Genomic DNA, 16,517 nt, shown 5'->3' on the forward strand with positions numbered 1-16,517 from the left:
AGAATTAAACCTTTGCGACTTTGTAACTTTGAATCTTTGCAACTTTAAAAATAGAACCCAAAAGATCCCTTTACTGCAAATTTGTTGGCATCAGGCATATTTAAGTAACTTCCTCTCCAAGAGAAATCAATTCGGAAAACTTTGAAGATATTTCCAATTCCGGCATTGTATTCCCAATAAACATTTTCCGGCGCGTTATATGGAAGACCAGAAGCATTAATTGCTCTGTTTGCATCTGAAATAGTTCCGTGAACCGCTTTGATTCCGATAAATTCTCTCCAGTTTAATTTCCTCATAAATGGAACTCGAGCAAATAATCTTCCTTGAAAATTATGTTGCCATTGCAAGGTGGTATATTGATCAGCAATAAATTCATAAAAATTTAAATTACTAAACGTATTTTCAATTGTCCAATAGGTCTGGTTTCCAGGAATAACACTCATCAAACCTAACGGAATTGTACCAAATGTCTTTCCAGTTTCTACAATAATATCGGTTCTTCCTAATGGGCCAATAATAATAGGCTGTTTGTAATAAACCTGTATTTTTTCGTAAGCAAAATCACTCTCAAAAACACCTTTTAATCCGTAACTGAAATTCACAAAGAAATGGCTAAACGGACTGTCAACTAAATCTCTTTCAACCCCATAACCAATCGTTTTGCGGTTTGGCATATATTCAAACTGAATATTGGCTTCAGACTGTCTAACTTTACTTTCAACAACCCCTGCAGGGTTTTCGGGCGTCGGTAAAGTTGTGTAATAATCTAAACTAAATGTTTTTGATGCCGATTCTAAAGTTCTATATGAAAATCCAGTCTGGACAATAAAATTCTTTTTGGGTTCAATTTCAAAAGAAACATTACTCAAATTAATATTAGTCAATTTTCCGTTGCTTCCTGTTGTAAACAAAGCAGAAGACGCAAAACTTCGTCCTAAAATATCATTCGTCGTGGTTAAACTCGCTCCTATTTGTTCAATATCACGCCTGTTTCCTCCAGAAATAATGATTCTTTTTTTCTTGTCAACCATCCATTTTCCAGAAACGCCATATTTAAATTTATTATCATCAAAACCATAAGCCGTATATGCCTGTATACGCCATGGATCATTTGGCCCAAAATAAGTTCTTCCTCCGACTCTTACTCTCAGACCTTCGACTTCGTTATAACCAAAAGTTGAAAATATAGGTCCATAATCGAAATTTTTAAACTCAACATAACCGCTTCCTAATATCGAGACGAGACTGTACAACTGCTTAAATCGCTTGACCGTCTGCAGTGTATCCAACATTTTATAAATTCCGGCTTCGTCTTTATTTAATTTTTCAAAACGATTTTCATCCCAAAACTCCGGAGGTCTATCATAAACGGCATTGTCTATAAAATTGACTTCTTCTTTATAAAACTTCTCTGGTTTTTGAATGTTGAATTTATGATTTCGATATAGAGTTGTTCGTTTTCCATAAACTCCTTTTGATTTTTCTTTCTTATTCAAAGCAAAATCAGACATCATATAATCACGTGTCAAAAGGAAAACCGAATCATTTTCTACTTCAAATTCCTGTTCAATATAAATATCTTTTACCCAGTTAATATTAGCACTTTTGGTAACGCCCATATTAATTTTCTTGATGGCAAAAGTGGAATCGTTTACCCAAAAATCACCTTTAAAAGTCAATTCGTTTTTTCGTCTTGGATAAAAAACAATATTATAACACCATTTTTTGTCAATATAAGCACTGTCTTTCAGCACATAATTATAGACATCAATTCCGGTTTTAGAAAGCGGACTTGTGAAGCTTTTATCGAAAAACTTAAGGTGATTATCGTAAATATTATAATCAGAATAAAGATCTTTTACGAAAGATAAAATTTGTTGATTTCCATTGAAACCAGACATTTTATTTCCAGTCAGATTTTCTTTTACTTTCTTTAATTTATTGTCGCCATAAACATCATATACCGATTCGTTGATAAAAATTGGCAGATACGTTTTTCCTGTAACATCAGAAGTATCAACATGTTGAAACACAAACTCCATTCCTTTGAAAAGTTTGTTCTTCATAAAAGCACTATCAATCGTGTTCATGTCGAACTCAACTTTTTCATACTTCTGCATTTGATATTGACTGAATTGATAAAGTCCGTTTTTACGTTTTCTTTCCCAGATTTTCCTCAAAATATCTAATGCCGGATTATTCTTCTTCGAAGTTTTTCCGGTATAAATTACAACTTCGTTTAGCACTTGTTCTTCAAATAAAACAATTTTGAAATTGTAATTGACTGCTTTTTCCAAAGGAACTTCCTTATCTGAAAATCCTGCTGACGTAACTAATAATGCCGTATAAGTATTGGGAGATTCCAGATAAAAACGTCCATCTTCATTAGAAACGATTCCGGTATTAGAACCTTTGAAAACAATATTTGCAAAAGGTACTGGCTGATTTGATTTATCCAAAACAATTCCACTCACTTTTGTTTGTGCAGTTCCAAGATTCACAAAGGCGAATACAAAAAATAGGCTGAGTAAAATTATTCTTTTTATCATTTGGCAAAAAAAAACTTCATCAATTAATATGACTGATGAAGTTTTATAAGTATTGTTGATTTTTTTATTTGTACATTACTTTCTTTACTGCTTTTACTACATCACCAGCATTTGGCAACCAGTCTTTAAGCAATACAGGAGAGTAAGGTGCAGGAGTATCAGCAGTTGTGATACGCTGAATTGGCGCATCAAGAAAATCGAATGCTTGTTCCTGAACGATATATGTAATTTCAGAAGAAATACTTGCAAATGGCCAAGCTTCTTCAAGAATTACTAAACGATTTGTTTTTTTAACAGAAGTAAGAATAGCGTCTTTATCCATAGGACGAACTGTTCTTAAATCGATAATCTCACAAGAAATTCCTTCTTTAGCTAATTCATCAGCAGCAATAAAAGCTTCTTTAATGATTTTTCCGAAAGAAACAATCGTTACATCTTTTCCTTCACGTTTGATATCAGCAACTCCTAATGGGATTGTATATTCTCCGTCTGGCACTTCACCTTTATCACCGTACATTTGCTCAGATTCCATGAAAATTACTGGATCGTTATCACGAATTGCAGATTTCAAAAGTCCTTTTGCATCATAAGGAGTTGAAGGCACAACAACTTTAAGACCTGGAGTATTAGCAAACCAGTTTTCTAAAGCCTGAGAGTGAGTTGCTCCTAATTGACCTGCTGAAGCAGTTGGTCCACGGAAAACGATTGGCACATTAAATTGTCCACCAGTCATTTGACGCATTTTAGCAGCGTTATTTATGATTTGATCAATACCAACTAAACAGAAGTTGAATGTCATATATTCTACAATCGGTCTGTTACCATTCATTGCAGAACCTACTGCAATTCCAGTAAAACCAAGCTCAGCAATTGGAGTATCGATTACTCTTTTTTCACCAAACTCAGCAAGCATTCCTTTTGAAGCTTTATATGCTCCGTTGTATTCTGCAACTTCTTCGCCCATTAAATATATGGATTCATCGTGACGCATTTCTTCGCTCATCGCTTCACAAATGGCCTCTCTAAATTGTATTGTTCTCATATTTATATTGTATGTTGAATTTTCTGAAGAGCAAAAATAAATATTTTAAATCACTTAAAAGCATAAATTAAATTTAAAATCACAGGAACTTTCTTCTCTTCTTCTGCTTTTAACTTTTAAAACGTGTTGTAACATTTACGAAATCGATATAATTGTTATTATTCTATCTGCAAAAACACTTTTTATACAAATACACTCTTATTTGTGTAATTCTGATTTTGAATTTAGATTCTTTCAAACGTAAAAAATCAAAATCTAGTATAAATTCCGTCCGATTTTAACAATTGAACAGCTTTTCACGATTACGAAATTCCTAAGAATCAGACAAAATAGCTGAATTTTCATTTTTGAAAAACCCAAAAAGACGTGTCAAATTTCAGAATCTTCGAAAACGTAATAGTTTTTAAAAAATATTATGCACGCATAGTATATTATTCCAATTTTAATTTCTAAATTTGTCAAAGCATATTACAAATTCAAAATATATACTTATGAAAATATTGGTTTGCATCAGCCACGTGCCTGATACTACTTCAAAAATTAACTTCTCCAATGGTGATTCAGAATTTGATACCAATGGTGTACAATATGTAATAAACCCAAATGACGAATTTGGTTTAACACGTGCAATTTGGTTTCAAGAACAACAAGGAGCAACTGTAACTGTTGTGAATGTCGGAGGACCAGATACTGAACCAACTTTACGTAAAGCATTAGCAATTGGCGCAAACGAAGCTATTCGTGTAAACGCTAATCCAACTGATGGTTTTTTTGTAGCAAAACAATTAGCTGAAGTAATTAAAAATGGTGGTTACGATCTTGTAATTGCTGGAAAAGAATCTTTAGATTATAATGGTGGAATGGTTCCAGGAATGATTGCTGGAATTTTAGGTTCTAACTTCTTAAACTCTTGTACAAGTGTTACTGTTGATGGAAACAATGTAAAAGCAGTTCGTGAAATCGACGGTGGAAAAGAAACTGTAAGCACTACGCTTCCTTTAATTATTGGTGGTCAAAAAGGTCTTGTTGAGGAAAAAGATTTGCGTATTCCAAACATGAGAGGAATCATGACAGCAAGAACTAAAGCTTTAACTATTCTTGAGCCAGTTGACGCTCCTGTAAATACAAAAGCAGTAAAATTTGAAAAACCAGCTCCAAAATCAGCAGTAAAATTAGTTTCTGCAGATAATTTAGATGAGTTAATCAATTTATTACACAACGAAGCAAAAGTAATCTAGTAATCAGTATTTAGTCGCAGGTTTCCGTTTACAAAAACTTTAAACCTGAAACTTTAAACTTTTAAACAAAAACATCATGTCAATATTAATATATGCAGAATCTGCAGAAGGAAAATTTAAAAAAGTTGCTTTCGAATTAGCTTCTTACGCTAAAAAAGTAGCTGAATCATTAGGAACAACAGTTACAGCTTTGACTGTAAACATTAGCGACGTAAGCGAATTAGGCAAATACGGAGTTGATAAAGTTTTAAAAGTAAACAATGATAAATTAGCTGGTTTTACCGCAAAGGCTTACGCCGATGTAATCAAACAAGCTGCTGAAAAAGAAGGAACAAAAGTAGTTTTACTTTCTTCTACAACAGATAGTATCTATCTTTCATCATTAGTTGCAGTAGCTTTAAATGCTGGTTTTGCTTCAAATGTTGTAGGATTGCCGTTAAGCACTTCTCCTTTTCAAGTAAAAAGAAATGCTTTTTCTAACAAAGCTTTCAATATTACACAAATCGATACCGATGTAAAAGTTCTTGGTTTGGCTAAAAACTCTTACGGAATTTTCGAAAGCGCAGGAGCTGCAGCTGCAGAAGATTTCAACCCATCAATTGGAGATAATGATTTTGGTGTAAAAGTAGAATCTGTGGAAAAAGTAACTGGAAAAGTTTCTATCGCTGATGCTGATATCGTAGTTTCTGGCGGACGTGGATTAAAAGGTCCTGAAAACTGGGGATTAGTTGAAAATTTAGCGGAAGTTTTAGGCGCTGCAACAGCATGTTCTAAACCAGTTTCTGATTTAGGATGGAGACCTCACAGCGAACACGTTGGACAAACAGGAAAACCAGTTGCAACAAACTTATATATTGCAATAGGAATTTCTGGAGCAATCCAGCATATTGCCGGAATCAACTCTTCAAAAGTAAAAGTGGTAATCAACAACGATCCTGAAGCGCCTTTCTTTAAAGTGGCTGACTACGGAATTGTTGGTGATGCATTTGAAATTGTACCTCAGTTAACTGAGAAATTAAAAGCTTTTAAAGCACAACATTCTTAATCTAAGAATTCTTAATATTATAGCTGCCTAAAAACAAGATAATCGTATCTTTGTTTTAAGGCAGCTTTTTTGTTCCATATTTTTTGATTAAAATTGCACCTTTATTTTCCAATCAAAAATAGTATTAAAATGCGGCGCTAAGTGCCCTTTTTACAATGATATATGAGTCTAGTAAAATTATCCATAAAAGGAATTTCATACAGTCAAACTCAAAATGGCGCTTATGCCTTAATTTTGAATGAAGTTGATGGTGAAAGAAAATTGCCTATCGTAATTGGCGCATTTGAAGCCCAATCGATTGCTATTGCCCTAGAAAAAGAAATAAAACCTCCTCGCCCATTAACGCACGATTTATTCAAAAATTTCGCAGAAAGATTTGATATTGTCGTGAAACAAGTAATCATTCACAAACTTGTTGATGGTGTTTTTTACTCCAGCTTAATTTGCGAAAGAGATAAAATTGAAGAAATAATTGATGCCCGAACTTCTGACGCGATTGCCTTAGCATTACGTTTCAATGCACCAATTTTCACATATAAAAACATTTTGGATAAAGCTGGAATTTATTTAAAATCAAATACTGCCGATTCTGATCAGGGTTCACAGGAAATTGACGATGTGCTTTCGAATCCAGAAACTTTTGGACACGAAGAAGAAACCAATCAATCTGGAGATGTATATGCAAAACACAGCCTTCAGGAACTGAACGAACTTTTAGACCAGGCCGTTTCACAGGAAGATTACGAAAAAGCCGCTAAAATTAGAGACGAAATCTCTAGAAGATAAATTTTAATGTTTAATCGTTAAACCGTTTATTCGTTGAATCGATTAAACAAATTCGCAATTAAACAAATCCACGATTAAACGATTAAACGATTAAACAACAATGAAACAATACTTAGATTTAGTAAAACACGTTTTAGAAAACGGCAATCAAAAAGGAGATAGAACCGGAACCGGAACTAAAAGCGTTTTTGGTTACCAAATGCGTTTTGATTTAAGTGAAGGTTTCCCGATGGTTACGACCAAAAAACTGCATTTAAAGTCAATTATTTATGAATTGCTTTGGTTTTTAAAAGGCGATACCAATATTAAATATCTACAAGAAAACGGAGTAAAAATCTGGGATGAATGGGCTGATTCTAACGGAGATTTAGGACCTGTTTACGGACATCAGTGGAGAAACTGGAACAGCGAAGAAATCGACCAAATCTCAGAATTGATTAACGAATTAAAAACAAACCCAAACAGTAGAAGAATGCTGGTTTCAGCATGGAATCCTTCTGTTCTTCCTGATACAAAAAAATCTTTTGAAGAAAATGTAGCAAACAACAAAGCTGCTTTGCCTCCTTGCCACGCCTTTTTCCAGTTTTATGTGTCGAGTCCCGATACTGAAAAAGGAGAAACAAAAGGCAAACTTTCTTGTCAGCTTTATCAACGCAGCGCTGATATCTTTTTAGGAGTTCCGTTTAATATTGCTTCTTACGCATTGTTTACTATGATGATTGCTCAGGTTTGCGATCTTGAAGTCGGAGAATTTATCCACACTTTTGGAGATGCGCATATTTACAACAATCATTTTGATCAATTGGAATTACAGCTTTCGAGAGAGCCAAAACCATTACCAAAAATGATTTTAAATCCAGCGATTAAAAACATTTTTGATTTTGATTACAATGACTTTACTCTTGTCGATTATGAACCGCATCCGGGAATAAAAGGAAGTGTTGCTGTATAAAAACATAAAAAAATCCGCTTAAAATTTTAAGCGGATTTTTTTATACTGTCACAACACTATTTTCGCTTCCGGCAAAATCATTCCATTTATAAGAATCTGCTTCAGGCTCATTAACATACACTCCGTCAATTAAATACTTAAACTCGTAAATTGCATCTTTTACTAAGTCATAAGTCGCTTTAAAAGTTCCGTTTTTTAATTTGCTCAAAGTTCCTTCTTCCGGATTCCAATTATTGAAATCTCCAACTACAGCAGCTGTACTTGCATCTTTAGCATCTATTGAAAAAGTAACTTTTACTACTGGTTTTGTTTTGATGAATTGTTTCTTTAACGACATAACTATTTAGTTTTTAGATTGATATACCTAAAATTACGCAAAATCATCTGAAGTTTCAGCATCTAAATATCCGATTTACGAGAATAGCAAAAATGCTTATTTATTTTAATCATATCCATAAATTAATCCATGATAATTTTTTGATTTCAAATTCTTAACTTATTCAACAGCAAATATTATAGAATCAAAATTCCTTCTTTTCAAAATAAATTTTAACTTTATAACCTCATTTCATTTAAGATCCTATGGAAAAAGAAGTACAAGAACAGTATGAATATGCCAGAAGAAGAATTAGACAAAAGAAAATCCTATATTTTCATTTTGTGCTTTTCCTGATAGGAAGTTTATTTTTATTTGTTGCTAATCGATTTTTCGGTTTTGGAGCTGGAACAAATCAAAATTGGTGTATTTGGGGAATTACGATATGGTTCTTTTTATTCATTTTACATTTTATAAAAGTCTATATTACAGATCGATTTATGAATAAAAAATGGGAAAGAGAACAAATTGACAGACTTGTTTCACTACAACAAAAAAGGATCAGTCAATTGGAATCCAAAATAAATGAGGATACTCAGAAATAATTTTTAGTTTAGAATGCCATGATTATAATGATAGCGGCTGTAGCCGAAAACAATGCCCTTGGGAAAAACAATGATTTAGTCTGGCATTTGCCAAATGATTTTAAAAGATTCAAATCACTGACAACAAATCATCATATTATAATGGGAAGAAAAACTTTTGAAAGCTTCCCAAAACCTTTACCAAATAGAACTCACGTTATCATAACCCGACAAAATAATTACAATCCTGAAGGTTGTATTGTAGTCGACAGCATTGAAAAAGCAATTGCTGCTTGTCCTGAAAATGAAGATTCATATATTATTGGTGGAGGCGAAATTTACAATCTTGCTTTACCATTTACCGATATTATTGAAATAACAAAAGTTCATCATACTTTTGATGCGGATACTTTTTTTCCAAAAATCAACGAAAGTGAATGGATTTTAGTAGAATCTGAAGAAAATTTCAAAGATGAAAAACATCTTTATGATTACACTTACGAAACTTATATCCGTAAATAAAAAAACATCCTCTTTTGAAGGATGTTTTTTAAAAAAGATTGATTTTAGATTTTGACTCTTTCGAGAAATAGTTTTGGTAAAAAAAATCACAAATGTTTAAAAACATTTGAAATAACTGAATAACATAAATGTTAATTGAGAGCAAGTCTCAAAAACGCCTTTAATAACAAATACCACTAAGATATTAAAGGCAAGAAAATTAAAATTTCCAAAAACAAATTTAATCCTAAGAACGTACTTTGCACTTTAAAAAGAATGTTGCTTTTAAGGACAACATTTCAAAACTACTTACAAGAACAAATGGATTACCAGCGCAAAAAAAGTAACCATCTGATTTAAGTCATTATTTAATCAATCATTAAATTTCTATCTTTTTATCTTTGACAAATTTGAACATAAAACCAGCATTGTACAATACCCACTTTTAGTGATTTTGAAAAAATACCCGTTTTTGGTGATACCCTAAATCAGCAAAACAAGAAGACTTACAACAATAAAAGTCCTTCTTTTAAAACATTTGATTTACAATTTAAAAAAGCCAATTACAGTTAAGTCAGATTGTATTATATTTGCCTAAATAAAAAAAATGTCTGAAAAAATAACTCCATATAAAGACTCTTCTTTAGGGAAGAAAGAACAGGTTGCCCAAATGTTTGACAACATCTCTGGTAATTATGATAATTTGAACCGTGTCATCTCATTTGGGATTGACGTTAAATGGCGAAAAAAAGTATTAAAAATAGTTTCTGATACTAAGCCAAAAATCATTCTTGATATTGCTACAGGAACTGGCGATCTTGCTATTTTAATGGCGCAAACCAAGGCCGAAAAAATAATTGGTTTAGATATTTCAGCCGGAATGCTTGAGGTTGGAAAAAAGAAAGTCGACGAGAGAAATCTTTCTGGTGTTATTGATTTAGTTTTAGGCGATTCTGAAAATATCCCTTTTGAAGACAACTATTTTGATGCTATAACTGTTGGTTTTGGTGTTCGAAATTTTGAAAATTTAGAAAAAGGATTTGCTGAGATTTTAAGGGTTTTAAAACCAAATGGTGTATTCGTTATTCTAGAAACTTCAGTTCCAGATAAAACTCCATATAAACAAGGATATAAATTTTACAGCAAAAATATACTTCCTATAATCGGGAAATTATTCTCTAAAGATAACTCGGCTTATGGCTATTTGTCAGAATCTGCTGCTGTTTTTCCTTACGGAGAAGCATTAAACAATATTTTGAGAAAAATTGGGTTTATAGATGTTGTGGCTATGCCTCAAACCTTTGGAGTTGCAACCATTTATTCTGCTTCTAAAAAATAGTATGAAAAAAACAGTAATCTTAATTTTATTAGTCTTATCGACAAAAGGATATTCGCAATTTGCTAAAAGCATGTTCAGCAAAGACCCTATCATTAATCTTGAAAACTGGCAAAAACAACGCCTTTATTTTGGGTATTATTTGGGCTTCAACAGCTTTGACTTTAAATTTGACTATAAAAATGTTGTGAACCAGGATATTCAGGTAAAAAAAACTACCGGATTTAATGTTGGTGTCGTAGCGGATTTAAGATTGCAGGAATATATAAATCTGCGTTTTGAACCAGGTTTGTACTACACAAAACGTGATTTATATTATCCAAATTTTACTGCTCAAAATGACTATTTGAGAGAAGTGAACAGTACTTACATTCATTTCCCTTTATTATTGAAATTCTCTTCGCTGCGCACAGGAAATATACGTCCGTATTTAGTTGGCGGAATGTCAACTACGCTGAATTTGTCGAGCAATTCAAAGTCTCAAGATGATAATTCGCAACAAAAATTCAGAGTAAAACCTTGGACAGCCGCTTATGAAATGGGTGTTGGTATTGATTTCTTTACAGAATATTTCATTTTTTCTCCTTCTATTAGAGGAATGTTTGGAATAACTGATGAATTAGTAAGAGATAATGACCCAAATAGCCCGTGGACAGGAAATATCGATTCTATGAAATCTCGAGCTATTTTAATAAATTTTACTTTTCACTAAAACAAATAGCTAACAATTTCGTTTAAATTCACTAAGAATAATTGCTGTTGCGGTGGCTACATTTAAACTTTCGGTTTTTTGCAGCTCTCCAAATCGAGGAATTGTGAGTCGGCTTGTGACCATTTTTTCAATTTCTGCCGAAATACCGTTGGCTTCATTACCCATAATAATGATTCCGTTTTGAGGCAAATTTGATTTATAAATGTTTTCGCCGTCCATAAAAGTTCCAAAAATTGGTAGTTTTGTTTGAGCGATAAAGTTTTTCAAATCAACATAATTTACATTTACTCTGGTTATAGATCCCATTGTAGCCTGAACCACTTTTGGGTTATAAATATCTACAGTCTCTTTAGAGCAAATAATTTGGTTGATGCCAAACCAGTCGCAAAGACGTAAAATTGTTCCTAAATTTCCAGGATCACGAATATCGTCTAAAGCTAAAATCAAACCTGAATCGATTATTTTATTTTCGGCAGGGATTTTGAATACAGCCAAACAAGAATTTGGAGTCGACAAAGCGCTTATTTTTTTTAGCTCCTGTTCATTAATGAGCGTTCGTTTTGAAGATTGAACTGTTTCAAAATCATTTTGCGTGGTGTACAAATGCTCTAATTCAAAATTGGATTGCAACAATTCTTGAATTACTTTTACTCCTTCAGCAAAAAATAATTGATTTGCAAAACGTTGTTTTTTTTGATGTAAGCCTGAGATAAGTTTTATTTGGTTTTTACTAACCATAAAATAATGTACTTTTGAATTAAATATTTATAAACACTTGAAAAATAATTCCACAAAAATAACAGCATTTATTCTAATAGCAACACTTATTTGTGCTTGTAATGCTGTAAAAAGAGTTCCAGATGGAAAAAACCTTCTTGTAAAAAATAATATTCTTGTAAACGGAAAGTCTTCAAATGATGAAACTGCTTCAAATCAAATGTATCAAAAGCCAAACGGAAAGTTACTAGGCTTTAAATTACGTTTAAATTTATACAATTTAGCCAATTTAAACCCAGATTCTACTTATCAGGCAAAATTTGACAATCATCCTGGCAGATATGAACGCTGGTCAAAAGTACTTTCAGCAAAGCAAGTTGATCGTCTTGGTCAATCTTTTATAAATAAAGGATTGAATGATTTCCTAAAAAATACAGGTGAGCCACCAGTAATCATCGATACCGCGAAAACAAAAAAAACGTTGCTTCGCTTAAAATACTACTATTTAAATAACGGCTTTTTTAAAGTACAAACAGACTATACTATTGATACTATAGGGATTAAAAGAGCTAAAATTAATTACAATATTACGACTGGGCCTGCATATACATTAGATTCTATCAGAACTACAATTTTAACTCCAGCCTTAGACTCTTTGTATCACAATAGTAGAGAACCTTCGGTTTTAAAATCTGGGAATCAATATAAAACGACAGATTTTGAGGAAGAAAAAAATCGTATTACAACTTATTTCAGAAATAATGGGGCTTACTATTTTCAGCCAACATATGTGACTTTTGACATTGATACAATTGGCAAACAAAATAAAGCTGATGTAAACTTAATCATCAACAACAATAGCATACAAGAAAAAGATTCCAGCAGAACAGAACCTTTTAAATTGTACAAAATCAGTGACGTGAATATTTACACTGATTATTCACCGGCTAATTCAAAATCAAAAATCAACGATAGTATTTCGTACAACAACTTTAATTTGTATGGTTATAAAAAAATCAAATACAAACCGAGGGCTATTACCGACGCTATTTTTATTACAAAAGGAAGTATTTTCTCTGACACGAGAACAACGCTTTCTTCTAGATATTTGAACAATTTAAAAATCTTCAATTATCCTTCAATACAATATGAAGTCGATAAAAGAGATTCGACCGCACAGTCTTTAATTGCCAATGTCTATTTGACACCAAGAAAAAAATACAGTTTTGGAGCAACGCTTGACGTGACACACTCTAATATTCAGGATTTTGGTATTGGGGCAAGTATTTCGGAAACTATCCGAAATGTATTTAACCGTGCTGAAACACTGGAAATTTCGGCAAGAATGAATATTGGTTCATCAAAAGACATGGCGAATCCAAATAATAATTTCTTCAATGTTTCAGAATATGGACTTGATATGAAATTAAATTTCCCAAGAATTTTAATGCCTTTTGGAACCGAAAAAATTATTCCGAAAAGGATGATTCCTTCTACTTCAATCTCAAGCGGTTTTTCTAAACAACGAAATATAGGTTTAGATAAAGAAAACTTTACCGGAGGAATAGCGTATAATTGGTCTCCAAAACGTCATAACACTGCAAAATTAGAATTGTTGAACGCACAATATGTTCGAAACTTAAATCCAAACAACTATTTTAATGTTTATACGTCTTCATATGATGAATTAAACGGTATTGGTAAAGACTATAATACTAAACCTATCAACTGGGGAGATACACCAGAAGAACAAGCGAGAAAAGATCTGACTATACCTAAAGGAACTACAGGCTTTACTAATGATGTATTAACCGGGCAAACAGCCTTGCTTCCTGGAGATCCTCTGTATAGAGATGTGGAAAGTATTGAAGAACGAAGAGTTCGTTTGACTGAAAATGACTTTATTTTAGCGACAAGTTATACATTCACTAAAACAACCAAAAAAGACCTAGCAGATAATACTTTCTATCAATTTAAAACCAAAATAGAATCGGCGGGAACTTTATTATCAGCCATTTCAAACATTGCGAGTCTGCCTAAAAATACAAATGGCAATTATGAAATATTCAATTTAGAATATTCGGAATACATCAAAACCGAATTCGATTATATCAAGCACTGGGATTTTGGAAAAGAAAATGTACTTGCGGTACGAAGCTTCTTCGGGATTGCAATTCCTTTTGGAAACTCAAATTATATTCCGTTTTCACGAAGTTATTATTCTGGAGGTTCAAATGACAACCGTGCATGGCAACCTTACTCTTTGGGTCCGGGAAGTACAGACGCAATGGATGATTTTAATGAGGCGAATATGAAAATTGCATTTAGTGCCGAATATCGTTTTAAAATTCTTGGCGATGTTAAAGGAGCCGTTTTTGCAGACGCCGGAAATATCTGGAATGTGCTCGACAATGTCATCGATGAGAAGGCAAAATTTTCTGGCGTAAACGATTTAGCTGAAATCGCTTTGGGCTCAGGATTTGGATTACGATACGATTTAAGCTTCTTCGTTGTTCGATTAGATTTAGGCTTCAAGACCTATAATCCGGCACATGAGAAGGGAGACAGATGGTTTAAAGAATACAATTTTGGTCACTCGGTTTTAAATTTTGGAATAAATTATCCATTCTAATGCTAATTAATTCTTATTTTTGCAACCTAAAAACTAAAAACAACTATAAAAAAAATTACAATGGCACACAATATCAAACCAGGAGTTGCTACAGGAGACCAAGTTCAGGAGATTTTTAACTATGCAAAAGAAAAAGGATTTGCACTTCCTGCAGTAAACGTTACTGGATCAAGCACAATCAACGGTGTACTTGAAACTGCAGCAAAACTTAACGCACCAGTTATCATTCAATTTTCTAACGGAGGAGCACAATTCAACGCTGGAAAAGGATTATCTAACGCAGGTGAAAAAGCGGCTATCGCTGGAGGAATCGCTGGAGCAAAACATATTCACACTTTGGCAGAAGCTTACGGTGCAACTGTAATTTTACACACTGACCACTGCGCAAAAAAATTATTGCCTTGGATTGATGGTTTATTAGATGCTTCCGAAAAACATTTTGCAGAAACAGGAAAACCATTATTCAGTTCTCACATGATCGATTTGTCTGAGGAGCCAATCGAAGAAAATATCGAGATCTGTAAAGAATATTTAGCTAGAATGAGCAAAATGGGTATGACATTGGAAATCGAGCTTGGTATTACAGGTGGTGAAGAAGATGGTGTTGACAACTCTGATGTTGATAGCTCAAAATTATATACTCAGCCAGAAGAAGTAGCTTATGCTTACGAAGAATTATCTAAAGTAAGTCCTAAATTTACTATCGCTGCAGCTTTTGGAAACGTTCACGGTGTTTACAAACCAGGAAACGTAAAATTAACTCCAAAAATCTTAAAAAATTCTCAGGATTTCGTACAAAACAAATTCAACACAGGACACAATCCAGTTGATTTCGTTTTCCACGGAGGCTCAGGTTCTACACTTGAAGAAATCAGAGAAGGAATTAGCTACGGAGTTATCAAAATGAACATCGATACAGATTTACAATTTGCATACACTGAAGGAATTCGTGATTATATGGTTAAAAACCTTGACTATTTAAAATCTCAAATTGGTAACCCAGAAGGTGCTGATGCTCCAAACAAAAAATATTACGATCCAAGAAGATGGGTTCGTGAAAGCGAAGTAACATTCAACGCAAGACTTGAACAAGCTTTTGCTGATTTAAATAACGTAAACACGCTTTAAAATTTAGATTTCTGATTTTAGATTTCAGACTTCTAAAAAAGCCTGAAATCTAATTTTTGAAACAGGATTGAAATCTAAACTTTAAAATCTACATTCTAAAATTAAAAAAATGGCTTGGTTTAAAAGACAAGAAAAAGGGATTACGACCGCTACAGAAGACAAGATGGACGTTCCGAAAGGATTGTGGTACAAATCTCCAACTGGAAAAATTATTGATGCAGACGAATTAGCGAGAAACTTATTCGTAAGCCCTGAAGATGATTTTCACGTTCGAATTGGAAGCGCAACCTATTTTGAAATTTTATTCGACAACAACGAATTTGTTGAGTTAGATAAAAACATGACATCAAAAGATCCTCTGCATTTTGTGGATACAAAGAAATATGCAGAAAGATTGAAAGATGTAATGGAAAAAACTCATCTTAAAGACGCTGTACGTACGGGAGTAGGAAAATCTAAAGGAAGAGAACTTGTAATTTGCTGTATGGATTTCGCTTTTATTGGTGGATCTATGGGAGCTGTTGTAGGTGAAAAAATCGCAAGAGGAATTGATCACGCGATCAAAAACAAATTACCTTTTGTAATGATTTCTAAATCTGGTGGAGCTCGTATGATGGAAGCTGCTTATTCTTTAATGCAATTAGCAAAAACTTCTGTAAAACTGGCTCAATTAGCTGAAGCTAAATTACCTTACATTTCTCTTTGTACAGACCCTACAACGGGTGGAACAACTGCATCTTACGCAATGTTAGGAGACATCAACATCTCTGAGCCTGGCGCTTTGATTGGCTTTGCTGGTCCGCGTGTTGTTCGTGATACTACAGGAAAAGATTTACCAGAAGGTTTCCAAACTGCTGAGTTTCTTTTAGAGCACGGTTTCTTAGACTTTATCACGCCTAGAAAAGAATTGAAAGATAAGATCAACTTATATATCGATTTGATTCAAAATAATGATATTCGATAGTTTTTTAAACTATAC

At 33.1% G+C, this 16,517-nt stretch carries 15 protein-coding genes; 11 read left to right on the plus strand and 4 right to left on the minus strand.

From position 1 onward, the window contains the following. Positions 1-44: 44 nt before the first annotated feature. Both ACNFIH_RS10300 and ACNFIH_RS10305 read right to left on the minus strand, forming a co-directional pair. The gene (locus tag ACNFIH_RS10300; RefSeq protein ID WP_426486550.1) at positions 45-2,549 is read right to left on the minus strand and encodes a DUF5686 family protein; all 2,505 of its coding nucleotides are present in this window, start codon (positions 2,547-2,549) and stop codon (positions 45-47) included. A 64-nt stretch (positions 2,550-2,613) separates the two neighbouring features. Next, positions 2,614-3,591: a pyruvate dehydrogenase complex E1 component subunit beta gene (locus tag ACNFIH_RS10305; protein WP_035645643.1), complete on the minus strand. Its 978-nt coding sequence runs from the start codon at positions 3,589-3,591 to the stop codon at positions 2,614-2,616. Between the two features lie 491 nt (positions 3,592-4,082). On the opposite strand from ACNFIH_RS10305, the gene ACNFIH_RS10310 reads away from it, so the two are divergent. From ACNFIH_RS10310 to ACNFIH_RS10325, 4 genes are all read left to right on the plus strand, one after another. Further along, positions 4,083-4,829 carry an electron transfer flavoprotein subunit beta/FixA family protein gene (locus ACNFIH_RS10310; protein ID WP_035645648.1) on the plus strand — a complete coding sequence of 249 codons (747 nt, stop codon included), beginning with the start codon at positions 4,083-4,085 and terminating at the stop codon, positions 4,827-4,829. Positions 4,830-4,905: 76 nt separating this feature from the next. Continuing rightward, positions 4,906-5,874 carry an electron transfer flavoprotein subunit alpha/FixB family protein gene (locus ACNFIH_RS10315; RefSeq protein ID WP_035645652.1) on the plus strand — a complete coding sequence of 323 codons (969 nt, stop codon included), beginning with the start codon at positions 4,906-4,908 and terminating at the stop codon, positions 5,872-5,874. 162 nt (positions 5,875-6,036) lie between these two features. Continuing rightward, positions 6,037-6,660 (plus strand): bifunctional nuclease family protein, encoded by a 624-nt coding sequence (locus ACNFIH_RS10320; RefSeq protein ID WP_012023551.1) that lies wholly within the window; start codon positions 6,037-6,039, stop codon positions 6,658-6,660. 100 nt (positions 6,661-6,760) lie between these two features. Next, positions 6,761-7,612 (plus strand): thymidylate synthase, encoded by an 852-nt coding sequence (locus tag ACNFIH_RS10325; protein ID WP_426486551.1) that lies wholly within the window; start codon positions 6,761-6,763, stop codon positions 7,610-7,612. 40 nt (positions 7,613-7,652) lie between these two features. Here the strand turns inward: ACNFIH_RS10325 and ACNFIH_RS10330 are convergent, their stop codons facing one another. Further along, positions 7,653-7,949, minus strand: coding sequence for an isoamylase early set domain-containing protein (locus tag ACNFIH_RS10330; RefSeq protein WP_426486552.1), 297 nt, complete (start codon positions 7,947-7,949; stop codon positions 7,653-7,655). A 245-nt stretch (positions 7,950-8,194) separates the two neighbouring features. Between ACNFIH_RS10330 and ACNFIH_RS10335 the strand changes: the two genes are divergently transcribed. The 4 genes from ACNFIH_RS10335 to ACNFIH_RS10350 all read left to right on the plus strand — a co-directional run bounded on the left by ACNFIH_RS10335 (position 8,195) and on the right by ACNFIH_RS10350 (position 11,061). After that, the gene (locus tag ACNFIH_RS10335; protein WP_426486553.1) at positions 8,195-8,533 is read left to right on the plus strand and encodes a 2TM domain-containing protein; all 339 of its coding nucleotides are present in this window, start codon (positions 8,195-8,197) and stop codon (positions 8,531-8,533) included. A gap of 18 nt (positions 8,534-8,551) precedes the next feature. Next, the gene (locus ACNFIH_RS10340) at positions 8,552-9,034 is read left to right on the plus strand and encodes a dihydrofolate reductase (protein WP_426486554.1); all 483 of its coding nucleotides are present in this window, start codon (positions 8,552-8,554) and stop codon (positions 9,032-9,034) included. Positions 9,035-9,620: 586 nt separating this feature from the next. Continuing rightward, positions 9,621-10,352, plus strand: a complete 732-nt coding sequence (gene ubiE / locus ACNFIH_RS10345; RefSeq protein ID WP_426486555.1) for a bifunctional demethylmenaquinone methyltransferase/2-methoxy-6-polyprenyl-1,4-benzoquinol methylase UbiE — start codon at positions 9,621-9,623, stop codon at positions 10,350-10,352. Position 10,353: 1 nt separating this feature from the next. Beyond that, positions 10,354-11,061: a porin family protein gene (locus ACNFIH_RS10350; protein WP_142450252.1), complete on the plus strand. Its 708-nt coding sequence runs from the start codon at positions 10,354-10,356 to the stop codon at positions 11,059-11,061. A gap of 9 nt (positions 11,062-11,070) precedes the next feature. Here ACNFIH_RS10350 and ACNFIH_RS10355 read toward each other — a convergent pair whose 3' ends face one another. Next, the gene (locus tag ACNFIH_RS10355; RefSeq protein WP_035645666.1) at positions 11,071-11,799 is read right to left on the minus strand and encodes a TrmH family RNA methyltransferase; all 729 of its coding nucleotides are present in this window, start codon (positions 11,797-11,799) and stop codon (positions 11,071-11,073) included. Positions 11,800-11,836: 37 nt separating this feature from the next. Here ACNFIH_RS10355 and ACNFIH_RS10360 point away from each other — a divergent pair, with 37 nt between their 5' ends. The 3 genes from ACNFIH_RS10360 to accD all read left to right on the plus strand — a co-directional run bounded on the left by ACNFIH_RS10360 (position 11,837) and on the right by accD (position 16,502). Then, positions 11,837-14,410 carry a BamA/TamA family outer membrane protein gene (locus ACNFIH_RS10360; protein WP_426486556.1) on the plus strand — a complete coding sequence of 858 codons (2,574 nt, stop codon included), beginning with the start codon at positions 11,837-11,839 and terminating at the stop codon, positions 14,408-14,410. A gap of 60 nt (positions 14,411-14,470) precedes the next feature. Further along, entirely contained in the window at positions 14,471-15,538 is a 1,068-nt protein-coding gene (fbaA, locus tag ACNFIH_RS10365) for a class II fructose-bisphosphate aldolase (protein ID WP_035645669.1), read from the plus strand. Positions 15,539-15,647: 109 nt separating this feature from the next. Beyond that, complete coding sequence (gene accD, locus ACNFIH_RS10370) at positions 15,648-16,502, plus strand: acetyl-CoA carboxylase, carboxyltransferase subunit beta (protein ID WP_026728501.1); 855 nt, start codon at positions 15,648-15,650, stop codon at positions 16,500-16,502. Positions 16,503-16,517 lie beyond the last annotated feature (15 nt).

Origin of the sequence: Flavobacterium sp. 2, from assembly GCF_049949195.1 — a bacterium.
GTDB lineage: Bacteria > Bacteroidota > Bacteroidia > Flavobacteriales > Flavobacteriaceae > Flavobacterium.